Origin of the sequence: Oceanihabitans sp. IOP_32, from assembly GCF_009498295.1 — a bacterium.
GTDB lineage: Bacteria > Bacteroidota > Bacteroidia > Flavobacteriales > Flavobacteriaceae > Wocania > Wocania indica.
Genome location: NZ_CP040813.1, coordinates 2,377,699 through 2,399,392, shown reverse-complemented (window position 1 = coordinate 2,399,392; position 21,694 = coordinate 2,377,699). Strand labels below are relative to the sequence as shown.

Annotated in this window: 14 protein-coding genes, 1 pseudogene and 1 riboswitch; of the genes and pseudogenes, 4 read left to right on the top strand and 11 right to left on the bottom strand. The window is 35.0% G+C overall.

Annotated elements, in window-relative coordinates; all coding sequences use genetic code 11:
• Positions 1–59: 59 nt before the first annotated feature.
• The 4 genes from thrA to FEZ18_RS09940 form a co-directional block, all read right to left on the bottom strand.
• On the bottom strand, positions 60–3,461 hold the full coding sequence (thrA, locus tag FEZ18_RS09955; RefSeq protein WP_153268163.1) for a bifunctional aspartate kinase/homoserine dehydrogenase I: 3,402 nt from the start codon (positions 3,459–3,461) through the stop codon (positions 60–62).
• 227 nt (positions 3,462–3,688) lie between these two features.
• A complete protein-coding gene (locus tag FEZ18_RS09950; protein WP_153268162.1) occupies positions 3,689–4,144 on the bottom strand; it encodes an OsmC family protein in 456 nt (151 codons plus the stop codon).
• 13 nt (positions 4,145–4,157) lie between these two features.
• Positions 4,158–5,432 (bottom strand): O-acetylhomoserine aminocarboxypropyltransferase/cysteine synthase family protein, encoded by a 1,275-nt coding sequence (locus FEZ18_RS09945; RefSeq protein WP_153268161.1) that lies wholly within the window; start codon positions 5,430–5,432, stop codon positions 4,158–4,160.
• Between the two features lie 121 nt (positions 5,433–5,553).
• Positions 5,554–5,672: riboswitch (SAM riboswitch) on the bottom strand.
• Positions 5,673–5,873: 201 nt separating this feature from the next.
• Positions 5,874–7,433: a hypothetical protein gene (locus FEZ18_RS09940; RefSeq protein WP_153268160.1), complete on the bottom strand. Its 1,560-nt coding sequence runs from the start codon at positions 7,431–7,433 to the stop codon at positions 5,874–5,876.
• A 149-nt stretch (positions 7,434–7,582) separates the two neighbouring features.
• Here FEZ18_RS09940 and FEZ18_RS09935 point away from each other — a divergent pair, with 149 nt between their 5' ends.
• Together FEZ18_RS09935 and leuB are read left to right on the top strand one after the other, a co-directional pair.
• Positions 7,583–8,758 (top strand): 2-isopropylmalate synthase, encoded by a 1,176-nt coding sequence (locus tag FEZ18_RS09935; RefSeq protein WP_153268159.1) that lies wholly within the window; start codon positions 7,583–7,585, stop codon positions 8,756–8,758.
• Positions 8,759–8,877: 119 nt separating this feature from the next.
• Positions 8,878–9,987 (top strand): 3-isopropylmalate dehydrogenase, encoded by a 1,110-nt coding sequence (leuB, locus tag FEZ18_RS09930; RefSeq protein ID WP_153268158.1) that lies wholly within the window; start codon positions 8,878–8,880, stop codon positions 9,985–9,987.
• 150 nt (positions 9,988–10,137) lie between these two features.
• Here leuB and FEZ18_RS09925 read toward each other — a convergent pair.
• Positions 10,138–10,353 (bottom strand): annotated as a pseudogene (locus tag FEZ18_RS09925) (heme-binding protein); the annotation flags it as partial.
• Positions 10,354–10,787: 434 nt separating this feature from the next.
• On the opposite strand from FEZ18_RS09925, the gene FEZ18_RS09920 reads away from it, so the two are divergent.
• Together FEZ18_RS09920 and FEZ18_RS09915 are read left to right on the top strand one after the other, a co-directional pair.
• Entirely contained in the window at positions 10,788–11,588 is an 801-nt protein-coding gene (locus FEZ18_RS09920; protein WP_153268157.1) for an HAEPLYID family protein, read from the top strand.
• A 180-nt stretch (positions 11,589–11,768) separates the two neighbouring features.
• Entirely contained in the window at positions 11,769–12,944 is a 1,176-nt protein-coding gene (locus FEZ18_RS09915) for a dicarboxylate/amino acid:cation symporter (protein WP_153268156.1), read from the top strand.
• Between the two features lie 110 nt (positions 12,945–13,054).
• Here FEZ18_RS09915 and FEZ18_RS09910 read toward each other — a convergent pair whose 3' ends face one another.
• The 6 genes from FEZ18_RS09910 to FEZ18_RS09885 all read right to left on the bottom strand — a co-directional run bounded on the left by FEZ18_RS09910 (position 13,055) and on the right by FEZ18_RS09885 (position 21,687).
• A complete protein-coding gene (locus FEZ18_RS09910; protein ID WP_153268155.1) occupies positions 13,055–13,894 on the bottom strand; it encodes a helix-turn-helix domain-containing protein in 840 nt (279 codons plus the stop codon).
• 340 nt (positions 13,895–14,234) lie between these two features.
• The gene (locus tag FEZ18_RS09905; protein ID WP_153268154.1) at positions 14,235–15,959 is read right to left on the bottom strand and encodes a hypothetical protein; all 1,725 of its coding nucleotides are present in this window, start codon (positions 15,957–15,959) and stop codon (positions 14,235–14,237) included.
• 301 nt (positions 15,960–16,260) lie between these two features.
• Positions 16,261–17,535 carry an argininosuccinate lyase gene (gene argH, locus FEZ18_RS09900; protein WP_153268153.1) on the bottom strand — a complete coding sequence of 425 codons (1,275 nt, stop codon included), beginning with the start codon at positions 17,533–17,535 and terminating at the stop codon, positions 16,261–16,263.
• 1,359 nt (positions 17,536–18,894) lie between these two features.
• Positions 18,895–19,965 carry a M20 family metallo-hydrolase gene (locus FEZ18_RS09895; RefSeq protein ID WP_153268152.1) on the bottom strand — a complete coding sequence of 357 codons (1,071 nt, stop codon included), beginning with the start codon at positions 19,963–19,965 and terminating at the stop codon, positions 18,895–18,897.
• Complete coding sequence (gene argB, locus FEZ18_RS09890; protein WP_153268151.1) at positions 19,965–20,741, bottom strand: acetylglutamate kinase; 777 nt, start codon at positions 20,739–20,741, stop codon at positions 19,965–19,967. The genes FEZ18_RS09895 and argB overlap by 1 nt, the downstream gene beginning before the upstream one ends.
• Before the next feature lies 1 nt (position 20,742).
• Complete coding sequence (locus FEZ18_RS09885) at positions 20,743–21,687, bottom strand: N-acetylornithine carbamoyltransferase (protein WP_153268150.1); 945 nt, start codon at positions 21,685–21,687, stop codon at positions 20,743–20,745.
• Positions 21,688–21,694 lie beyond the last annotated feature (7 nt).

Genomic DNA, 21,694 nt, shown 5'->3' with positions numbered 1-21,694 from the left:
TAATAAAAAAATAATTCTTAAAACAAAATTTTAGAAGTATTGAACATCGCGTTTAAACTCTAATCTATGTGTTTTGACAACCTTAAAATATCACCAAAAACCCCACGTGCTGTAACCTGAGCTCCTGCACCTGCACCTTGTATAACTATGGGTTGCTCGCCATAAGACTCTGTGAAAATTTCAAAAATGGCATCACTGCCTTTTACATGACCTAAGGTACTGTCTTCTGGAACAGACACCAATTTTACTTCTAAAACCCCTTTATCTTGAGATAAATCGCCAGATAAATCGCCAACATAGCGCAATACATGTCCGGGCTCTTGATTGTCCTTTATTTTTTGATAAGGACTATCTAAAACCTGTAATTGTGTTAAAAAAGATTCTAAAGGGATATTTTGATAGGCTTCTGGTATTAAATTCAACACCTCAACATCTTCAAATTCGTTTTGCAAATCCAATTCTCTAGCAAGAATTAATAACTTTCTGGCTACATCATTTCCAGAAAAATCCTCACGCGGATCGGGCTCGGTAAAGCCTTTATCGATGGTTTCTTTAATAATTTGACTAAACGGTTTATCCTCTAAAGAGAACGTATTAAACAGATAACTTAGAGTGCCCGAAAACACCCCTCGAATTCTAGTAATATTCTCTCCAGACTCATGTAATAATTTAATGGTATCGATTAAGGGCAAACCTGCGCCAACCGTGGTTTCGTACAAATATTGCTTATTATTTTCTTTTAAATGTTTCCTTAAATTGGAGTAATACTCATGCGAAATGGTATTGGCAATTTTGTTAGAAGATACCAAATCGAAACCCGCTTCAACTAGAGGGATATAATTTTTATAAAAATCTGTACTCGCCGTATTATCGACGGCAATTAAGTTTTCTAAATGATGTGTTTCCGCGAAAGCGATAATATCCTGAACATGACTTTTACCAGTAGATGTCTTTAATAAGTCTTCCCAATTATTGTGAATGCCATTGTTATTTAATACGACATGTTTTGAATTTGCAATGGCAAACACATTTAAACTGATGCCTTTGCGTTTTTCTATCTCGGCTTTAGATTTTAAAATCTGATGAATTAGAGCACCTCCTACCCCTCCATGACCAAAAATAGCAATATTTATCTTTTTTGAGACGCCAAAAACTTCGCCATGAATAACATTAAGGGCTTTGCTTAATTGGTTTTTTCTTACCACCAAACTCACATTTCTACCCGTAACGGCATTGTTAAATAACAAAGGCGTAATTTGGTTTTTAATTAAGGCATTGAATGGTTTATGGAAGGAACTCAACTCGATACCCACAATAGAAATAACCGAAACATCATCAATCACTTCAATTCTGCTCACGTCTTGCGAGTAAAAATCAGTTTCAAATTCGCGCTCTAGAGCTTTTACGGCCAATGCAGCTTTGTCTGCCTCTATAACCAAGCCAATACCTCGTTCTGATGAGCCTTGAGAGATTATACTCACGCTAATACCCTGGTTCCCCAAAGCACCAAAGATTCTAGCATCCACTCCAATTTTACCTAGCAACCCACGACCCTCTAAATTTAACAAGGCCACATGGTCTAAAACCGATAATGAGGTGGCTTCTTTAGAGCTTGGTTTAGCCGTAATTAGCGTACCTTCATCGTCGGGGTTAAACGTATTTAAAATACGAAGATTAATGTTTTTTTCTACTAAAGGAATGATGGTTTTTGCGTGTAGCACGTTTGTACCAAAGTTTGCCAGCTCGTTAGCTTCGCCAAAAGATAAGGTTCTAATTTTTTGAGCATCGGCAACCAAATCTGGATTTGCCGTATAAATCCCATTTACATGGGTGTAGTTTTGAAGCTCTTCGGCATCTAAATAATTTGCCAATAAAGCCGCCGAATAGTTACTGCCATTTCGCCCCAAGGTGGTGGTTTCTCCTTTGGAATTTGAAGCAATAAAACCACTAAAAATACTTATAGTTTCATTATTTTTTAATTTAAAATAATGCGTTATATTTTCTTTAGTGTCTTTAGAAATGGGTTGCGCATTACCAAAATCATCATCTGTTACTATTAATTTTCTCGAGTCTGTTGCTTGCGCTTTTACGCCGCTTTTATTCAGTAATTCTGATACTAATTTAATGGATAATAACTCACCATGCGCTAAAATTTCATCTTTGGTTTTTTTACTGCAATCGCGCAGTAAACCCACGCCCTCAAACAGTTTGTCTAGTCTTGAAAACTCTTGAGAAAAATCAATGGTTGGCACAGGCGCTTTTTGATAAGCTTTAAAAGCATTTAAAGCCTCTTGATAATCTTCACCACTTACGGCCTGACTCAAAATAGCCTCTAACTCGTTGGTTGCTTGCCCTCTAGCAGACACCACGACGGCTATCTTCTCGCCCGCGTTTGTTTTATTCTTAATAATAGAAAGCACCTGGTTTAGCCCGTCTCCATTGGCGAGAGATTTTCCACCAAACTTTAAAACTTTCAATTTTTTGGCTTTAGAATTGGGCACAAAAATGCCTTCAATTATTCTTTCTAGTTGCTCGTATTCAATTAAAAAGGCATCGTGACCATGTACCGAATTAATTTCGCTATACGTTACATTAGGATGTGTAAGGGCCAGCTGCTTATGGGTTTGCCTGTTTTCTTCGGCGGTAAAAAACAAATCGGAATCGACCCCAATAATATGAATATTGGCCTTAATATTTTCCAGTACGTTAAAATCGTCTTTTCTATTTTTAGTCACATCGATAGTTCTTAACAACTGATTCATTAATTTATAGGCCGAAAGCTGAAAACGCTCTTGCAATTTATTCCCGTGATGAAGCAACCAACTTTCTACATTAAATATTTCTAAATCCTCATTTTTTGAACGCTGGAAACGTTCCTTAAAAGACTCTGGCGTACGATAGCAAAGCATGGCATGCATGCGTGCATCGTGAACGGGATTTTTAGAATTTAACAAAAACTGTTCTTGAATTTGGCAATTGGCCAATAACCAGTCTGTCGATTTCCAGTCGGTTGCAACAGGAATTAAATGCTCGGTGAAATCGGGTTTAATTACTGCCATTTCCCATGAAATACCACCTCCTAAAGAGCCACCTATAACCGCAAAAAGTTTTTGTATTTTTAACCTCTCCAGGCCAAGCAAAAATAAATTGGCAACATCTCTTGCTACAAAATCTTTGTAGTTTTCAATAATAAACCCATCAAAACCATTACCAGGAATATTAAAAGCCAATACCGAATAAAAATTGGTATCTATAACTTTGTTTTGACCTATTAGATCGGACCACCATCCATTTTTTCCAGCGACTTCACTATTGCCAGTTAAGGCATGGTTAATTAAAACTATTGGTGCTGTGTCCAATGGTTGACCAAAAACCTGATAACTTAAATTGAGCTCCTGAGTTTTAACACCAGATTCGGTGATATAATCCTTTATCTTGATATGTTGTAAGTTGTTTTCCATTTTTTCACGAATTAGCCTACCCTTTGCTTGTTATTTAAAATAGTGTCTGGTCGGAAACAGACGGTTTTTATAATTTGAATTATTTTTGATGTCGTTTTAGTTTAGTTTTTATGAGTTGATGTCTTAGCATCAAGCGATTAAAAACAAACTGGGAGGACGCAAAAAGAAACAAATTTAATTTTGCTATGTTTTTGTCCAGACACTAAATATAAACTTAAAACGATTTTTTAAGTTTTAATCGCGTATTGTTGCTCTAATTCGATGCGGACTGGGGTAACGTGCATTAAATTATCTTTCACTGGGCACCTTTCATTCACACGTTCTAACCACTTAGCCAATATGTCTTCAGAAGCCTCTGTTTTTGGACTTAACCTTAAGCTAATTTGTTTAAAACCAGCTCTGTCTTCATTCGACAGTGCAAATAGTTTATTTGGATTTAGATTTCCTTCAACTTCAATTTTTAAATTGTGAATTACAAACCCCATTTCTTTAGCTACTATATGCCCTACAACATTTATACAACCGGCTAAGCCTGCTAAAATATACTCCACAGGATTTGCGCCTTCATTAGTACCACCAAGGTTTTCTGGTTCATCTACCACCATTTCAAAACCCCTAGTTTTTGCTATAAATTTTGCAGGAGAAGCACTTTCTCCTGCAACTTTAAATACGACATCACTCATAATTATTAATTTTTTACAATTGTGAAAAGGCTGCTTTTAAATCGGCTTTTAAATCTTCTAAATCTTCAATTCCAACAGATAGTCTAATTAAATCTTGACTTACCCCAGCACTGTTCTGTTCTGCCTCGTCTAGCTGTTGGTGCGTGGTACTTGCTGGATGAATAATTAAAGACTTGGTGTCTCCAATATTGGCTAATAATGAAAAAAGCTTCGTATTATCTGCTATCTTTTTTGCCGCTTCAAATCCTTTTTTAGGCCCAAAGGTTACGATTCCACTCTGCCCTTTTGGTAAATACTTATCTGCCAAAGCTTTGTATTTACTACTTTCTAATCCGGGATAATTTACCCAAGCCACTTCCTCTTGTTCTTCCAACCATTTTGCCAAGGCCAAAGCGTTTTCAGAGTGTTTTTGAATACGCACTGGCAAAGTTTCTAATCCTTGAATAATATTAAAAGCATTTGTTGGACTTAAAGCTCCACCAAAATCTCTTAAACCCTCTAAAATTAATTTAAAGGTATAAGATGCCGCGCCTAAGGTTTCATGATATTTTAAGCCGTGATAACCCGCAGAAGGCTCGGTAAACTCTGGAAATTTACCATTGGCCCAATTAAATGTACCAGCATCTATAATGGCACCTCCAAGCGATGTGCCTTGTCCGCCAATATATTTTGTAAGGGAGTGAATCACAATGTTGGCACCGTGCTTAATAGGGTTTAATAAGGCCGGAGTAGCCACCGTATTATCAACAATAAAAGGAACTTCGGCTTTTTTGGCCTGAGTAGAAATAGCTTCTAAATCTAAAACGTCAAGTTTGGGATTTCCTAAAGACTCTACAAAGAAAGCACGGGTATTGTCTTTTACCGCATCAGCAAAATTCTCAGGTTTAGAAGCATCAACAAACGTGGTTGTTATGCCCAATCTTGGAAGTGTTACACTAAGTAAATTGTAGGTACCGCCATACAAACTACTAGAAGCTACAATATGGTCGCCTGCTTTTAAAAGTGTTAATAATCCTGTGGCAATAGCAGCTGTTCCCGAAGCAAAAACTACGGCGCCAATACCGCCCTCGACAGCGGCCAAACGTTCTTGTAAAATTTGATTTGTGGGATTGTTTAAACGGGTGTAAATAAAACCTAATTCTTTTAAAGAAAAAAGATTTGCGGCATGCTCTGAGTTATCAAAAACATAAGAGGTTGTTTGATAAATAGGCACTGCTCTTGTTCCTCCGTTTTTACTTACATCATGGCCAGCATGTAATGCGTTTGTTGCTAATTTGTGTGTACTCATTTTTCTAATTTTTTTTTGAGTTAATAAATAATTAAACCAAAAGTCAAAATGCACCTTTAAAAGGCATACTTAATAGAAAAATGTTAAAAAGAAATATAAAAATTACAGAAAGTAATTTTGTTGGTTATCTATCTTAAACTTCAAATGATATGAGTATTAAGTAGAATTTAGCACCTTCTTTACGTATAAAGGGTTGCTAAGGCTTCACAGGGTCTATCCCTCCACCTTTCTTGATAACATTTCAATAAGTTATTGAACTTTGTGTTTACAAATATTCAGTTAGAAAAAGTTAATATCCTAATTTTTTTTGACTTTTTTTGAAAATTAGGTTTTCCTTAAGAATTAATTACAAACGCAAACCACATTCGAAACGATACTTTGATAAGCATACCCATTCGTTTTTATCACTATTTAAAATGGCTAAGAAGATAAAAAGGAGTTCTAATTAAAAGTAGTTTTCAAAACCTGACTTTCAAACTTATTTCTAATAATCACATCTATGGGTTTGTTTTCAATCTTAGACTCCAACCAGGAAATAATATCTAGATAAAGGAATGCCCTACTTTGGTAAGGGTCGTGTTCAAACTGCTTTAATTTTTTGTGCAACTCTATAAATGCCGCTTTAACCTCTTGTGGATAAATATCGCCTAATCCTCTAAGAAACTTAATAAACTCCTTTTGTACGTCATACAAATCTTCCATTTTAATTAAAAACTTATAGGTGCTTTTTATTAACACATCTAAGTTGTAATCAAGTCCAGCTTCGTAATGCGCTACTAGATTTAATATTCTTGAAAAACTCAATAAATCTGCTCGCATTTGAAGTGATTTATTGTTGATTATTTTTTCTAAGAATACGATACACTTTTCATTTTCGCCTGCACCAAAATACATACTGGCAATCTTGTAATAAAAAACCATGACATGATGCTCGTCTATACGGTTTTTATACTTCTCTAATTGTTTTAAAACGTTATCTATTAATGGTAAACCTTGTTTAAAATCACCCTCAATAAAATGTAAATTAAACTTATTATTATTTATATATAAGAAGGCCAAGCTTTCGTTATTATCGTCTAAAGGGAACCATTTTTCTTTGGTAATTTCCTCTAAATTAAATAGTGTTTCTTTAAATTTCTTGTAATGCCTTAAGTAAAACAAGGCCTCTAACAGATAATGATTCCCTTTTAAAAAAAATACGGGATTTAAGATAATCATATCCTTGTTTTCATAAAAAAGTGCCACCCATTTAGAGGCGTATTTATAACATGCTATAAAGTCTAGGGTTAAGAAACTATACCACAAATGCGCTTTATAAAGCCACAATTTCTCCCTAAAGCCCATTTTATGTAAATCGTATTCGGGTAGTCTATCGTAAAAATATTGGGTCACGCGTTTGTGCTCAGTATCGTTTTTTACATAGCCCGTTTTTAAAAACAAACCGTACAATTCTAATGATAAATTAGACAACTTGCTGGCTAAAACATTTTGTAAACTAAGGTCTTTAGCCTGAGCAATTAACTCGTCTGCTCTAGTACTCAAGCTCCTTGTAATATATTGAGACTCTATAACTTTTTCAAGTTCTACAATCTCGTAAGCAATGTTTTTTTCTTCGTTGGTAATGGCCAAGGTTTTAGCCTTATCTAAAATTTTTAGGCTTTGCTTATAAAGGCCTTTATGATACAAGATAGTCGCAAAATCAAGCTGCTCGCGTATTTGAATCCTAATATTTTTATGCGAAGGATTTAATCTTAAACTAATAAGAATTTGTTTATATAAATGGGCTTTTAAATTAGAAAGTTGTTGTTTTTTTACAATTCCTTTTTTTAAAATAACAGATTCATCATAAACTGAAAGCTTATCAAGAATATTGAAAAGCATCAGAAACTTCGAATCTTCGTTTACACCCAATCTGCCCACATAAAGTTTAAATTGTCTTTTTTCAGACTTAGACAACGACTTTACCAATATAAATAAATTATCTTTTTGCTCTTTCATCATAGTTAATAAAACATCTGCAACCATCACGTTTTCAGAACATTAGAAAACGAATAGTCGAGTTAAACATCGTAAACCACAGCTATTACCGTTTCAATATACAAAACCATTGCATAATTTGCGTGATGCAACTAATAAATCTAATATAATAAATGTCTGATAATAACGTCCATATTTTTGATACAACGCTGCGGGATGGCGAACAAGTACCTGGCTGTAAACTAAATACCGAACAAAAATTAATTATAGCAGAACAACTTGATTATTTAGGTGTAAATATTATTGAAGCTGGGTTCCCGGTATCGAGTCCTGGAGATTTTAAATCGGTTGAAGAAATATCTAAACTTGTAAAAAACGCCACAGTTTGCGGTTTAACACGATCTGTAGAGAACGATATAAAAGTCGCTGCCGAAGCCTTAAAATATGCAAAATTCCCGCGAATACACACGGGTATTGGCACTTCAGATTCTCATATAATACACAAATTTAGATCTACACAAGAAGATATAATCGAGCGTGCTGTGAAAGCCGTTAGGTATGCAAAATCTTTTGTTGAAGATGTTGAATTTTATGCGGAAGATGCGGGTAGAACAGATAACGAATTTTTAGCTCGAGTCTGTGAGGCCGTTATAAAAGCTGGAGCTACGGTTTTAAATATTCCAGATACTACAGGTTACTGTTTGCCTCATGAATATGGCGCGAAAATAAAATACTTAAAAGAAAATGTAAAAGGTATTGACAAGGCCATCTTATCTTGCCATTGCCATAACGATTTAGGCTTGGCCACGGCCAATTCTATTGCGGGTGTAATTAATGGTGCGCGCCAAATAGAATGTACTATTAATGGAATTGGGGAACGTGCAGGAAACACCGCCTTAGAAGAAGTTGTTATGATTTTAAAACAACATCCTAACTTAAATTTAGATACCAATATTAAAACAGAAATGCTTTATGGTATTAGCCAATTAGTATCTGATAGTATGGGGATATACACCCAGCCAAACAAAGCCATTGTGGGTGCTAACGCATTTGCACATAGTTCTGGGATTCACCAAGATGGTGTTATTAAAAATCGTGAAACTTACGAGATAATAGACCCAAAGGATGTTGGTGTTACCGAGTCGGCTATAGTACTAACAGCGAGAAGTGGAAGAGCAGCTTTGGCATACAGAGCGAAAAATATAGGCTACGAATTAACAAAGCTTCAGTTGGACGAAATTTACACAAATTTTCTAGATTTTGCCGATAAGAAAAAAGAAGTCGACGATTCCGATATTCATAAAATTATAGAGCACAGTAGAATTTATAACCAAATTAACTCAATATAAGAAAAATCCATAAGATTTGTTTCTAAGTTCCCTTTATAATTGTCATTTTTGCACAATCGAATATTCTTAAATTCATTAACTTGGCATTTTAAGAATAAAATTAAAAACAAATCAAATACATGAAACTAAATATTGCTGTCTTACCTGGCGATGGTATTGGTCCAGAAGTTATACAAGAAGCGGTCAAGGTTCTTAAGGCTATAGCTTTAGAATTTGGACATGTTTTTACATTTAATAATGCCCTAGTAGGCGCGGCAGCAATTGAAGAAACAGGTGAAGCCTTACCTGAAAAAACCATTAGCATTTGCCGAAAAGCAGATGCTATTTTATTTGGTGCCATTGGAACTCCTAAATACGATATGGATCCTGATGCTAAAATAAGACCAGAACATGGGCTTTTGGGGCTGAGAAAATCTTTAAACTTATATGCCAATATTAGACCTATTATTGCGTATGAGGATTTACTAAACAAATCTTCACTAAAAATTAAACAAATACGCGACACCAATATTTTAATTTATCGCGAACTTACTGGTGGTATTTATTTTGGAGAAAAGAAATACACGAATAATTCGGCGTCTGATATTTGTGAGTATTCCCGTCTTGAAATTGAGCGCATTACCCACTTAGCTTTTAAAGCAGCGCAGTCCAGAAAAGGCAAATTAACCCTTGTAGACAAAGCCAATGCCTTAGCAACGTCTCGATTATGGCGTAAGGTTGTGCAGGAAATATCAGCTCAATATCCAAAAGTAAAGCTAGATTTTATGTACATTGATAATGCTGCTATGGAACTAATTATTAACCCACGGCAATTTGATGTGATATTAACCGAAAACATGTTTGGCGATATCCTATCTGAAGAAGCTAGTGTAATTGTGGGCTCGATTGGCCTATTAGCATCGGCTTCAATAAACGAAAAGCATGCCATGTTTGAACCTGTGCATGGTGCTTATGGCAAATTCTCGAAAGGCATGGCTAACCCTATTGCTGCCATTTTATCGGCCGCCATGTTGCTCGATCATTTTGGGCTAGATAAAGAAGCGGCATTAGTTAGAGAGGCTGTAGATAAATCGTTAAAATTACATATTACTACCCCCGATTTAAATACCAAATACGACAATATAACTACCGCTAAAGTTGGAGATTTTATTGAAGATTTTATAAACCACCCAGAAGAAACCAATTTAAACTTTCAAAACATTCATTTAGGGCAGTCGACGATTATTTGAGTTAAGAGGGTATACAGAAATCTATAATTTATAAAACAAAAAAGAAGAGGACAAGCAAAATGCATTATCCTCTTTTTTTATTATCTATATTTTTAAATTACTTTTAATCTAGCTTCTGCAACTGCTAGGCCGTTTCGACTGAAATTTCACTTACTCCCATGCTCCAATAAATTCTCCAGATAAATTTTTAATTGGCACACCACCTAGGAAAGTGATTAATCCGTTATTAGAAACGTCTATATTGCACAAACAACCGCTAGGTTGAGAAAGCGCACCCACCACCCCAATATTCATATCAAAATATCGAGCTGTTTTTGCTTTTTTAATAGGGATATCGAATAACCCCAACCAAGTGTTAGCCATTCTAACTAAGGCGACTTAGTTTGCACTAGAATCTACAATGTCGATATTCATTTTAGTATTAAATGTGATTGCTTTTTTTCAGCTGTTGCTAAAGTGATGTTAATATTATTCTATTATTATTATTACTATTATGATGATGATGCAGATACAATTTAAGTACAAAAGCAATTATTTGCTAAAACAGTCTGATTACCTTTTTAATTCACAAAAAAGTCGATTTTCAATATATTCCAAAATCAAATTAGATTAACTTTGCATCCCATTAACAAAAAAACTCAATCAAATAAAGGGAAATCTTGCATTCAGTTCCTCAAAAAAATGTAATATACCTATAAATAGTTAAAGCCTTCTACGTTAAAAAACCAATGCTTTATGGCCTACTAAGTTACGTTTTTCAATTTTGCTCCCTCTATTTGCTGAATAAAAAATCTGAAATCATGAAAAAAGAATTAACGCTAATTGGCGTATTGTTTTTAAGTTTTGCAAACTACGCACAAACAACCATTGAACCTGAAACCCCAGAAAAAGTGCACCATATTGAACCCCTTTATATAGATTTAGTACGAGATCTTGGTGCTAGAAAAGGAGAAAAAGAACTTAATTTAGGCGCCAATTTCGCAAATACAACATCGTATAGCGCATACGAGGTGTTAGCAGAATATGAATTTGCTCCTATTAATCGTCTTGGCCTTGAAATAGAAACTGGGTTTTCTTTTTACGATGGTTATACCAATAGCAATACCACACCTAAAAACAAGATGGATGCCTTAAAATTATCTGGACAATATTCCTTTTATGTCTCTCCAAAACACAAAACAACATTAGCTCTAGGATATGCTCAAATCTTTGAGTTTACAGATTTTAGCAGCTACGATACGAGCACATTTGTTAAAGAAATTGTTTATAGTCCGTTTTTTGTTGCAGCGAAACGTTGGGGCGATAATTTCCATACTTTAATTTTTACCGGCCCCGATTTAAAACATGAATTAAACACCGATTTTACCGATGTCGATTGGCAGTTTAACACTTCTTTTCATTACGAAATACCAAACTCTTCTCATTTTATAGGGATAGAATTTAATAAAGAATTAGTTCAAGATGACTTTGAAATGACCATGCGCCCGCAAGCAAAATTACAGATTAACGAAACACTGGCCTTAGGTATTGTTACAGGGTTTCCTTTAACTGAAAATGAAGAAAAATTTAGCAGCTTTTTTAGAGTGATTTACGAATTGTAAGCGTTATTTTTCCTAAGAAGAATACAAAGATGCTTCATTTAGACTTTAGAAATTATACCAATTATATATTTCAAGAGAATAAAGCCCACATAGAACGCTATTTTCTAACTTTGGCTGTATATTAGCGAACACAAAAATTAATTTATAAGAACATATATTTTATATTAATTAGCATATCTTATGAAGCGTTTATTCTCAAGCTTATTATTTAAAGTCTTTATAGCCATAGTATTAGGCATTGTTTTCGGACAGTATTTGCCAGAATCTATAAACCGCATATTTACCACTTTTAATGCGTTTTTCGGTCAGTTTCTAAGTTTTTCCATCCCGTTAATTATTATGGGATTAATCATGCCGGCCATTTCCGATTTAGGAAAAGGCGCTGGAAAACTTCTATTAATAACGGCTTTAATCGCCTATGGTTCTACTTTGTTTTCGGGGTTTATGACGTATTTTACGGCCTCTAGTATTTTTCCGCAGCTTCTAGAATCGCATGTTAATAATACAGACCAAATTACCGATTCTGGAATTGAATTAACCCCCTACTTCAGTATCACTATTCCACCGGTAATAGATGTGATGTCGGCTTTGGTTCTGGCCTTTATTATAGGTTTAGGACTTTCTTTTCAAGAGAAATCGAGTTTAAAATTAGTGGTTAAAGATTTTCAAAACATCATCATGCAATTAATAGAAAACGTGATTGTACCCCTATTACCATTATTTATTTTAGGCATATTTGTAAGCATGTCTTTTAGTGGCAAAGTACTCTCAATACTTACTGTATTTTTAAGCATAATTGGTGTAATTTTTGCCTTACATATTTTATTGTTATTGCTTCAGTACACGATTGCTGGTTTGCTTACAAAACGAAATCCGCTAAAGTTACTCGCCACCATGATGCCAGCATATTTTACGGCATTAGGGACACAATCTTCAGCAGCAACCATCCCAGTAACCTTAGAGCAAACCTTAAAAAATGGTGTTTCAGATAAAATTGCCGGCTTTGTTATTCCCTTATGCGCTACCATCCATTTATCTGGTAGTATTATGAAAATCACAGCTTGTGCTATGGCCTTGATGATTTTACAGGGCGTGCCATATAGTTTTACACTCTTTGCTGGTTTTATATTTGTTCTAGGAATCGCTATGATTGCAGCACCAGGAGTACCAGGAGGTGCCATTATGGCTGCTGTAGGCATCTTACAATCGATGTTGGGTTTTAATGAAGATATGCTAGGCTTAATGATTGCTTTATACATTGCCATGGATAGTTTTGGTACGGCTTGTAATGTTACTGGTGATGGTGCGATTTCTTTAGTTGTAGATAAAATAACCCGAGAGAAAATAGTGGCTTGAGCGTAATAACAGACCGAGGTTTTTACCGTTTATTTTAACTAAAAATTATGTCTAGTAAAACAAGATATAATAAAATTCCAAGTTTTTTGCGGTATAACAACGCTTTGTTTTTAATGGAGAATATCACTTGGATTAATCCCGAATTTATTCTTAAAAGCGACACTAAAATTAGACAGGTTATTATAACCAATATCTAGATAAATTTCAGACGCCTTTAATTCACCTCCTTCCAACAGCTCCTTGGCTTTTTGAAGACGCTTGTCTTGCAACCATTTTCCGGGAGGCTCGTTGTATGCCGACGCAAAATGACGTTTAAAAGTTGAAAGACTCATATTACATAAAAAGGCTATTTCTTCTAACTTTAAATTAGAATATACGTTGCTTTCAACGATATGTTTAAATGGAGAAACCTGTTTAGATATCAAGGAGTGTAAATAATATTCAAATTGATTACCGTATTTATTGAGTAAATACAGCATAATCTCTTCAAATTTTAAAACTAATAAAGCATCACTATACTTATGGTTCACAAAGGTATTAGACGATAAGGAGCTTATATAAGCTCCAATGTAATGATCGTTTTCAATTACGAAATAAGGAACTTCTTCTTGATAGGGCTTTACATTATTAGTGTATTTGTTTAAAAAATCGATTAGCTTTTTTTCAGAAAAAAAGAAAAGTTTACAGTAATAAATGATTTCGGTATCTAATAACTCTGTCCAGAGCCAATTTCCCTTTTTTAATAATAGAGATTGTTTACTGTTTACAGCTATTGAGGTGTTTGCGAAATGCACTTGCTTTTTGCCAACTTGTAAAAAACTAAACATATTCATACCTAAATTGACTTTACTTTTAACCACATCATGGGTCATTTTAAAATCGTACGCAAACAAATCAGGAATTTCATTGTTGTCCTTAATATAGATTTCTGGTATGTTTTCTATGGGCATCTAGATTTCTTTTTATTACAATTAAAAAAGTTTAGGCTCTAAGCTATAAATATAATGACAAGTACCAGGATATTATTTAATTATTTTACACATGCTCCTCCGTAGAGTGTCATAATCTAATAATTGGTTACTATCATATGGACACTTTTATTCCGTTACGAAAAACAAATATGAATTTTTATTCAGCGAAATTATCAGGACAATTCACAATTGAGCTGCTATTTATTTCCTGAAGATTACGCAGACCTGCTGGCAGGTAACGTAGGTTTTTTAATTTTATGCCAAAAACGGATATTTTATTTTACTTTATTTTTTAGATGTCAACCAAGATCTCTTGGTTTTATTTACTTATTCTTTTACTTCTTATAATCACATAGTCTAAAGGATTGCTCATGAAGTCTTTTAAACTTAATCGAAGTAATCGACCAAGACTGCTAATTTTAAGACCTCTTGATTTTAGAACCAATAAAAAAGTCATAGAAAAACTGACTAAAAAATTAATTAAACCAATAATAAAAACACTGCCTACCGCCATTAAAATGGTCGATACACTAAAAGTGTTATTAATTACCCCGTAACCTACATTTGCCGAACTAAAAGCAATATGCCTAATGTCTATATTAAAAGGTGTTACGTAAGATAGTAAAAAAGCAGAACCAAGAAAAAACCCCAGACTAATATTACCAGCATAAACTCCAAGATTACGCTCTACAGCAGCTGCGATTTTTCTAATTTTAGCTCCCGACAAAAAGCCTGTTAGAAATTCATTATGTTGAATTCGATATGCTAGGTTTAATGTTTTAACTTTATTATCGAAATAGCCTGAAATAAACCCAGATACAGATAAAAACACTCCAGCAATAGCAGCATAATAAATGGCACCACCAGAAAACGGGAAAACTTGTTCAATAAGTTTAATCGATTTTTCAGTACTCACAGGATTTAAATCGGCAATTAATGTAAATAAAAATGCGATTAAACACGAAAAAGAAAAGGCCATAACAAAATTACCCAAAAGGGAAATAAACTGACTCCGCGAGATTTTTCTGAGCAATAAAATGATACTATTTAAACTATGGAATTTATTATCTCCATCTTTGTCAATATGTTTTGCAATGGTCGAGGCCGTCATAGCGGGCTGTTTTGTTGCAATTGTTCCACCAAGAAAATAGACAATTACAAAACACAGTGCATAGTTAATACTATATAAAAAAGCAAGTGGCAATGGTTCTGAGAGATTAGAATCAATAATGATTTTAAAGAGCGTAAAAATAGAAATGATAAGACCACCTAGTAAGCCTTTCTTGAAAAAAGAAAAATACTCTTTCGTGTTTTCAGCAACATATTTCTCGCCTTTTTGTGCCGTATGCTCGACAATTTCAAAGGCCAAAAGATCGGTATTAGAAGCTAACAAATCGCGTAAACTATTTTTTGACTTATTATAGGCCAAATAATCGTTAATAAGGTACTCCCATTTTTTCTTCGAGCCAATATCGTTTTTTAAATCTAGTAATATTTTAATCCGCTTTACGTAATTAAGAAGGTTTTTAATAACAACCGTTAAATGTAAGGAGGTACCCGTAATGTTTTTATAATCGCGTAATTTTTCTATAGTATTGGAGACTTCATCTAATATATTTTGAAATTTTTTTATTTCAATCGTTTCATTTTTAGAGAGCGCATTTGCTTGGTTTAATAATTCTTTATAGCATTGAGAATTAATATCAAGCTTATCAAAAAAGGCCTGGAACTCATAATCAAAACCATAAGAAATAATTTGAGAAGACAGTCCCGATATAGCATTGTCCAAATCTTTTGTAACGCCAATTTTATATTCTGGTATGGCGAGTGATTGGGTTAAGGTATCTACAACATCAATAACGTGGACTCGGTTTAATTCTGAGTTTAAATAAAACTCAAAAGTATGTTGTTCGGGAATTTGTGGTATAAATTTTCTGAATATCCGAATAAAAAAACCAGCGAAAAACCCATGGTTTTCCATAATGGAATACTTGGTGAAAAAAGAATAAAATTTATAATTAACAATTTTTTTGTGGTCTTCCAATACGCTAAATTCTTTAATATGAATTTGTTAAAATCTGCAACAAAACATAATTTTAAGCACCAATAAAACTCAAGTTCCAAAAGTGGCTAAAAGTCATGATAAAGTTACCTAAAATTATAACGACTTAAAAATTTGAGTTGTTTTTAACTTTATGTTTCTTTTTATTTCGAAGACTTAAGTTATTCACTTCTATATTGCTATTAGTAAATGTCAGATTTCTTAATAAATCCATCTACTTTCATTTTAACTCCATAATTTAAGTGTGAAGTTAAAACAACCCGCCCAAAATTTAAGCAAAACCCTAATCCGGAAACTTCGCTCTTATAGCTTCCAAACTCAAATTATGAATACTCCCAATATGGGAATGCTCCTTGCTCATATCCGGTTTATAAGTTCCGGCTTGCACTTGGCCGCCAATTTCTTTGTAAGCTTCTCTAAAACTCATACCATCAACCACAAGATTATTAATATTATCTACGGTAAATAGGTATTTGTATTTATCGTCGTTTAAATCAATTTCATTTACAATAATTTGCTGAATGGCGTAATTAAATATATCTAAAATGGCTTTTAACTCTTCAAAAGCAGCTATAGTATTTTCTTTTAATAACTGAAAATCTCTATGGTAACCACTTGGTAAATTATTGGTGATTAAAACCATTTCGGTTTGTAGGGCTTGTATCTTATTGCACTTGCCTCGAATGAGTTCGAACACATCTGGATTTTTTTTATGCGGCATGATACTACTACCTGTGGTTAGCTCGTCTGGAAAGGTGATAAATCCGAAATTCTGACTCATATACAAACAGACATCCATAGCAAAACGCGACATGGTATTGGCTAAACTTCCTAAAGTAGCGGCAATAGTGCGCTCGCTTTTACCGCGACTCATTTGTGCGGCAACCACATTGTATTTTAAGGTTTCAAAACCCATTTCTTGGGTTGTGAAGGCTCTATCTATAGGGAAAGAACTACCGTAACCCGCTGCAGAGCCTAAGGGGTTTTGATCTACCGTTTTTATGGCAGCGTTTAATAAATAAACATCGTCAATTAATAACTCGGCATAGGCCGAAAACCACAAACCAAACGAGGATGGCATGGCCACTTGTAAATGCGTATAGCCTGGTAATAATTTATCTTTATGTGTGTTGGCCAATTGCAATAAGGTGTCGAAAAACGTTTTGGTTTTCGATTTTATATCTATTAAATTAGCTTTAAAATACAAATGGAGTGCCACTAGAACCTGATCGTTTCTTGAACGTGCCGTGTGGATTTTTTTACCCACTTCGCCAAGTTGTTTAGTCAATTCGAATTCTATTTTAGAATGCACATCTTCAAATTGTGCATCAATAACAAAGCTGCCGTTTTCAATTTGATTTTCTAACGCTTTTAAGCCGCTTAACAGGTCTTCTAATTCCTTATTGGTTATAATCCCAATTTTTTTAAGCATTTTAGCATGTGCTTTCGAAGCGATAACATCGTATTTTGCTATGTGAATATCGATTTCCCTATCGTTACCAACCGTAAATTGTTCAATTTGTTTGTCTATTGTAAATCCTTTATCCCAAAGTTTCATTTTGTAAAAGTTTATTTGTTTATGTGTTGATTTGTTAATCTGTTGATTCGTTTGTTTGTAACCGTCATTGCGAACGTAGTGCAGCAATCTTTTGATAATTACTGCTACTATCATGAGATAACCACGTCGCTTCTCTCCTCGTTATGACGTTAGCTAACAGCTCTATTCATTACCGTCATTGCGAACGCAGTGCGGCAATCTTTTAATTATTACTGCCTCTATCATGAGATAACCACGTCGTTTCTCTCCTCGTTATGACGTTAGCTAACAGCTCTATTCATAACCGTCATTGCGAACGTAGTGCAGCAATCTTTTAATTAATACCGTCATTGCGAACGTAGTGCAGCAATCTTTTAATTATTACTGCTAATATCATAAGATAACCACGTCGTTTCTCTCCTCGTTATGACGTTAGCTAACAGCTCTATTCATAACCGTCATTGCGAACGTAGTGCGGCAATCTTTTAATTAATACCGTCATTGCGAACGAAGTGCGGCAATCTTTTAATTATTACTGCCTCTATCATGAGATAACCACGTCGTTTCTCTCCTCGTTATGACGTTAGCTAACAGCTCTCTATTCATAACCGTCATTGCGAACGCAGTGCGACAATCTTTTAATTAATACCGTCATTGCGAACGTAGTGCAGCAATCTTTTAATTATTACTGCTAATATCATGAGATAACCACGTCGCTTCTCTCCTCGTTATGACGTTAGCTAACAGCTCTATTCATAACCGTCATTGCGAACGTAGTGCGGCAATCTTTTAATCAATACCGTCATTGCGAACGCAGTGCAGCAATCTTTTAATTATTACTGCCTCTATCATGAGATAACCGCGTCGTTTCTCTCCTCGTTATGACGTTAGCTAATAACTCTATTTATAACCGTCATTGCGAGCGTAGTGCAGCAATCTTTTAATTAATACCGTCATTGCGAACGTAGTGCAGCAATCTTTTAATTATTACTGCTAATATCATGAGATAACCACGTCGCTTCTCTCCTCGTTATGACGTTAGCTAACAGCTCTATTCATTACCGTCATTGCGAACGCAGTGCGGCAATCTTTTGATTAATACCGTCATTGCGAACGAAGTGCGGCAATCTTTTAATTATTACTGCCTCTATCATGAGATAACCACGTCGTTTCTCTCCTCGTTATGACGTTAGCTAACAGCTCTATTTATAACCGTCATTGCGAGCGTAGTGCAGCAATCTTTTAATTAATACCGTCATTGCGAACGCAGTGCGGCAATCTTTTGATTAATACCGTCATTGCGAACGAAGTGCGGCAATCTTTTAATTATTACTGCCTCTATCATGAGATAACCGCGTCGTTTCTCTCCTCGTTATGACGTTAAATAATCACTTTATTCAACAAATCAATATAAATTTGCACACCTTCTTCAATTTCATTCAAATATATAAATTCATCTGCCGAGTGCGAACGCGTGCTATCCCCCGGTCCTAATTTCAAACTCGGACAGCTTAATACCGCTTGATCCGATAATGTTGGCGACCCGTAAGTTGTTCTACCTAAAGCGATGCCCGCTTGCACCAACTCGTGATCTATGGGAATAGACGATGAGTTTAAACGCAAACTTCGTGGCACAATACTATCGCATGGTGCGTTTGCCACTAATAAATCGGCAATCTCTTGATTGGAATATTTATCGTTTACACGCACATCAATCACCAATTTCACATTGGCAGGAACGGCATTGTGCTGCACGCCAGCATTAATTTGAGTCACCGTCATTTTCACATCGCCTAAGGCTTCAGAGGTTTCTCTAAATCTAAAATCTTTAAACCATTTTAAAACGGGTATAGCTTTATATATGGCATTATCGTCGTTGGGGTGTGCGGCATGACTTGGCGTACCTTTTATTACGGCATCAAAAACCACCAAACCTTTTTCGGCAACAGCTAAATGCATTAAAGTGGGTTCGCCCACAATGGCCACATCTACTTTCGGAATGATGGATAGCATGCTATTTAGACCGTTTGGACCACTGTTTTCTTCTTCCGCGGAAGCGACCAAAACCAAATTATATTTTAAGTGCTCTTGGTTATAAAAATAAGTGAAAGTTGCGATTAAAGACACCAAACAGCCCCCAGCATCATTACTACCCAAACCGTATAATTTACCGTTTTCTTCTATGGCTTTAAACGGGTTTTTGGTATAACCGTTATTGGGTTTTACCGTATCGTGATGCGAGTTTAAAAGCAGTGTTGGTTTACTTTTATCAAAATGTTTATTAATAGCCCAGACGTTATTTTTAGTACGTGTATAGTCTATATTTTTAGCCGCCAACCAATTCTCGATAAGTGCCGCTGTTTGGTCTTCTTCTGTAGAAAAAGATTGGGTTTCAATAAGACTTTTAAGCAAGTTTATAGCGTCGTTTGTTAATTTTTTTATAGCATCCATTAGGCTTGAATTGTGGTGTGTTTGTTATTTAAATTAAAAAGCATTTCTGGTTTTCCAATACATACTTTATACACGTTATTTTCTATAGCGTGAAAGCAATTATTAAGCTTTGGCAACATCCCATCTGCAATTACGCCATCGCTAATTAGTGTTTTGTAATTGTCTGAATTGATATTTTCTATAACAGAGTCCGCATCATTTACATCTTGCAACACGCCGTTTTTCTCGAAACAGTAATACAATTCGGTTTGATAAATTTTAGCAAAACCTATGGCTAATGCCGATGCAATAGTATCGGCATTGGTGTTGAGAAGCTGACCGTTTTCATCGTGAGTAATCGCACAAAAAACAGGCGTTATTTTATTGTTTAGCAATACTTCTAATGCATCTGTATTTACCCTTACTACATCGCCAGCAAAACCGTAATCAATATCTTTTATTGGTCGTTTTTTAGATACAATGGTATTTCCATCGGCACCAGAAAATCCAATCGCGTTGCATTTGTTGGCTTGTAATTTTGCAATTAGGTTTTTATTGATTTTACCCGCATATACCATGGTAATAATATCTAGAGTAACCGCATCGGTAAGGCGTCTGCCAGCATCCATTTTAACAGTAACGCCCATTTGCTCGGCTAATTTTGTGGCCAATTTGCCGCCTCCATGCACCAAAATCTTTGGGCCTTCAATTTTAGAGAACGCTTCAATAAAAGCATCTAACGCTTGCTCGTTATCAATAATATTACCGCCTATTTTTATAACTTTTAGTGTTTGCATGTTACGATTTTAAACCTTCTAAAATACTTTTCAAAACCCATTGTGCCGCATACGTTCTATTGTTGGCCTGCTCGATTACCAGTGAATTATCACTATCTAAAACAGCATCTTCAACCACTACATTTCGTCTTACCGGTAAACAGTGCATAAATTTAGCGTCGCCTAATTTTTCTTTAGTTACCATCCAATCCAAATCTGTTTTTAGTATTTTACCATAGTCATGATAAGCGCTCCAATTTTTTGCATACACAAAATCGGCATCTTTTAAAGCGTCTTCTTGATTATACATTACCGGGGTTTGCCCAACAATCTCAGGATTTAAATCGTAATGTTCAGGGTGTGTAATTACAAAATCGACATCCATATTTTGCATGGCATTTATAAAGCTATTGGCTACGGCATGTGGCAAAGCTTTTACATGCGGTGCCCACGTTAAAACAACTTTTGGTTTGGCTGTTTTTTTATGCTCGGTTATCGTGATAGCATCAGTAAACCCTTGTAACGGATGCGCTGTGGCACTTTCCATACTTACAACAGGAATTGTGGCGTATTTTGTAAAGGCTTTAAGTACGTGTTCACTTTCGTCTTTACTTTTATCCGTTAAGGTTGGAAACGCCCTAACTGCAATAATATCGCAGTATTGCGATACCACAGCTGCGGCTTCTTTAATATGCTCTGCAGTAGAGCCATTCATCACACGGCCATCTTCAAACTCAATGCCCCATGCATCACCAGAAACATTCATCACTATAGGATCCATACCTAAATTTAGAGCTGCTTTTTGCGTGCTTAATCGTGTGCGTAAACTCGAATTAAAGAATAACAATCCTAATGTTTTGTGTTTTCCTAATGCTGAAAACTTTAGCGGATTTTTTTTAAGCTGAATAGCCTCTTCAATGGCTTGAGAGAAGTTTTTAATGTCGGATATGTTGGTGTACTTTTTCATTGGTTTT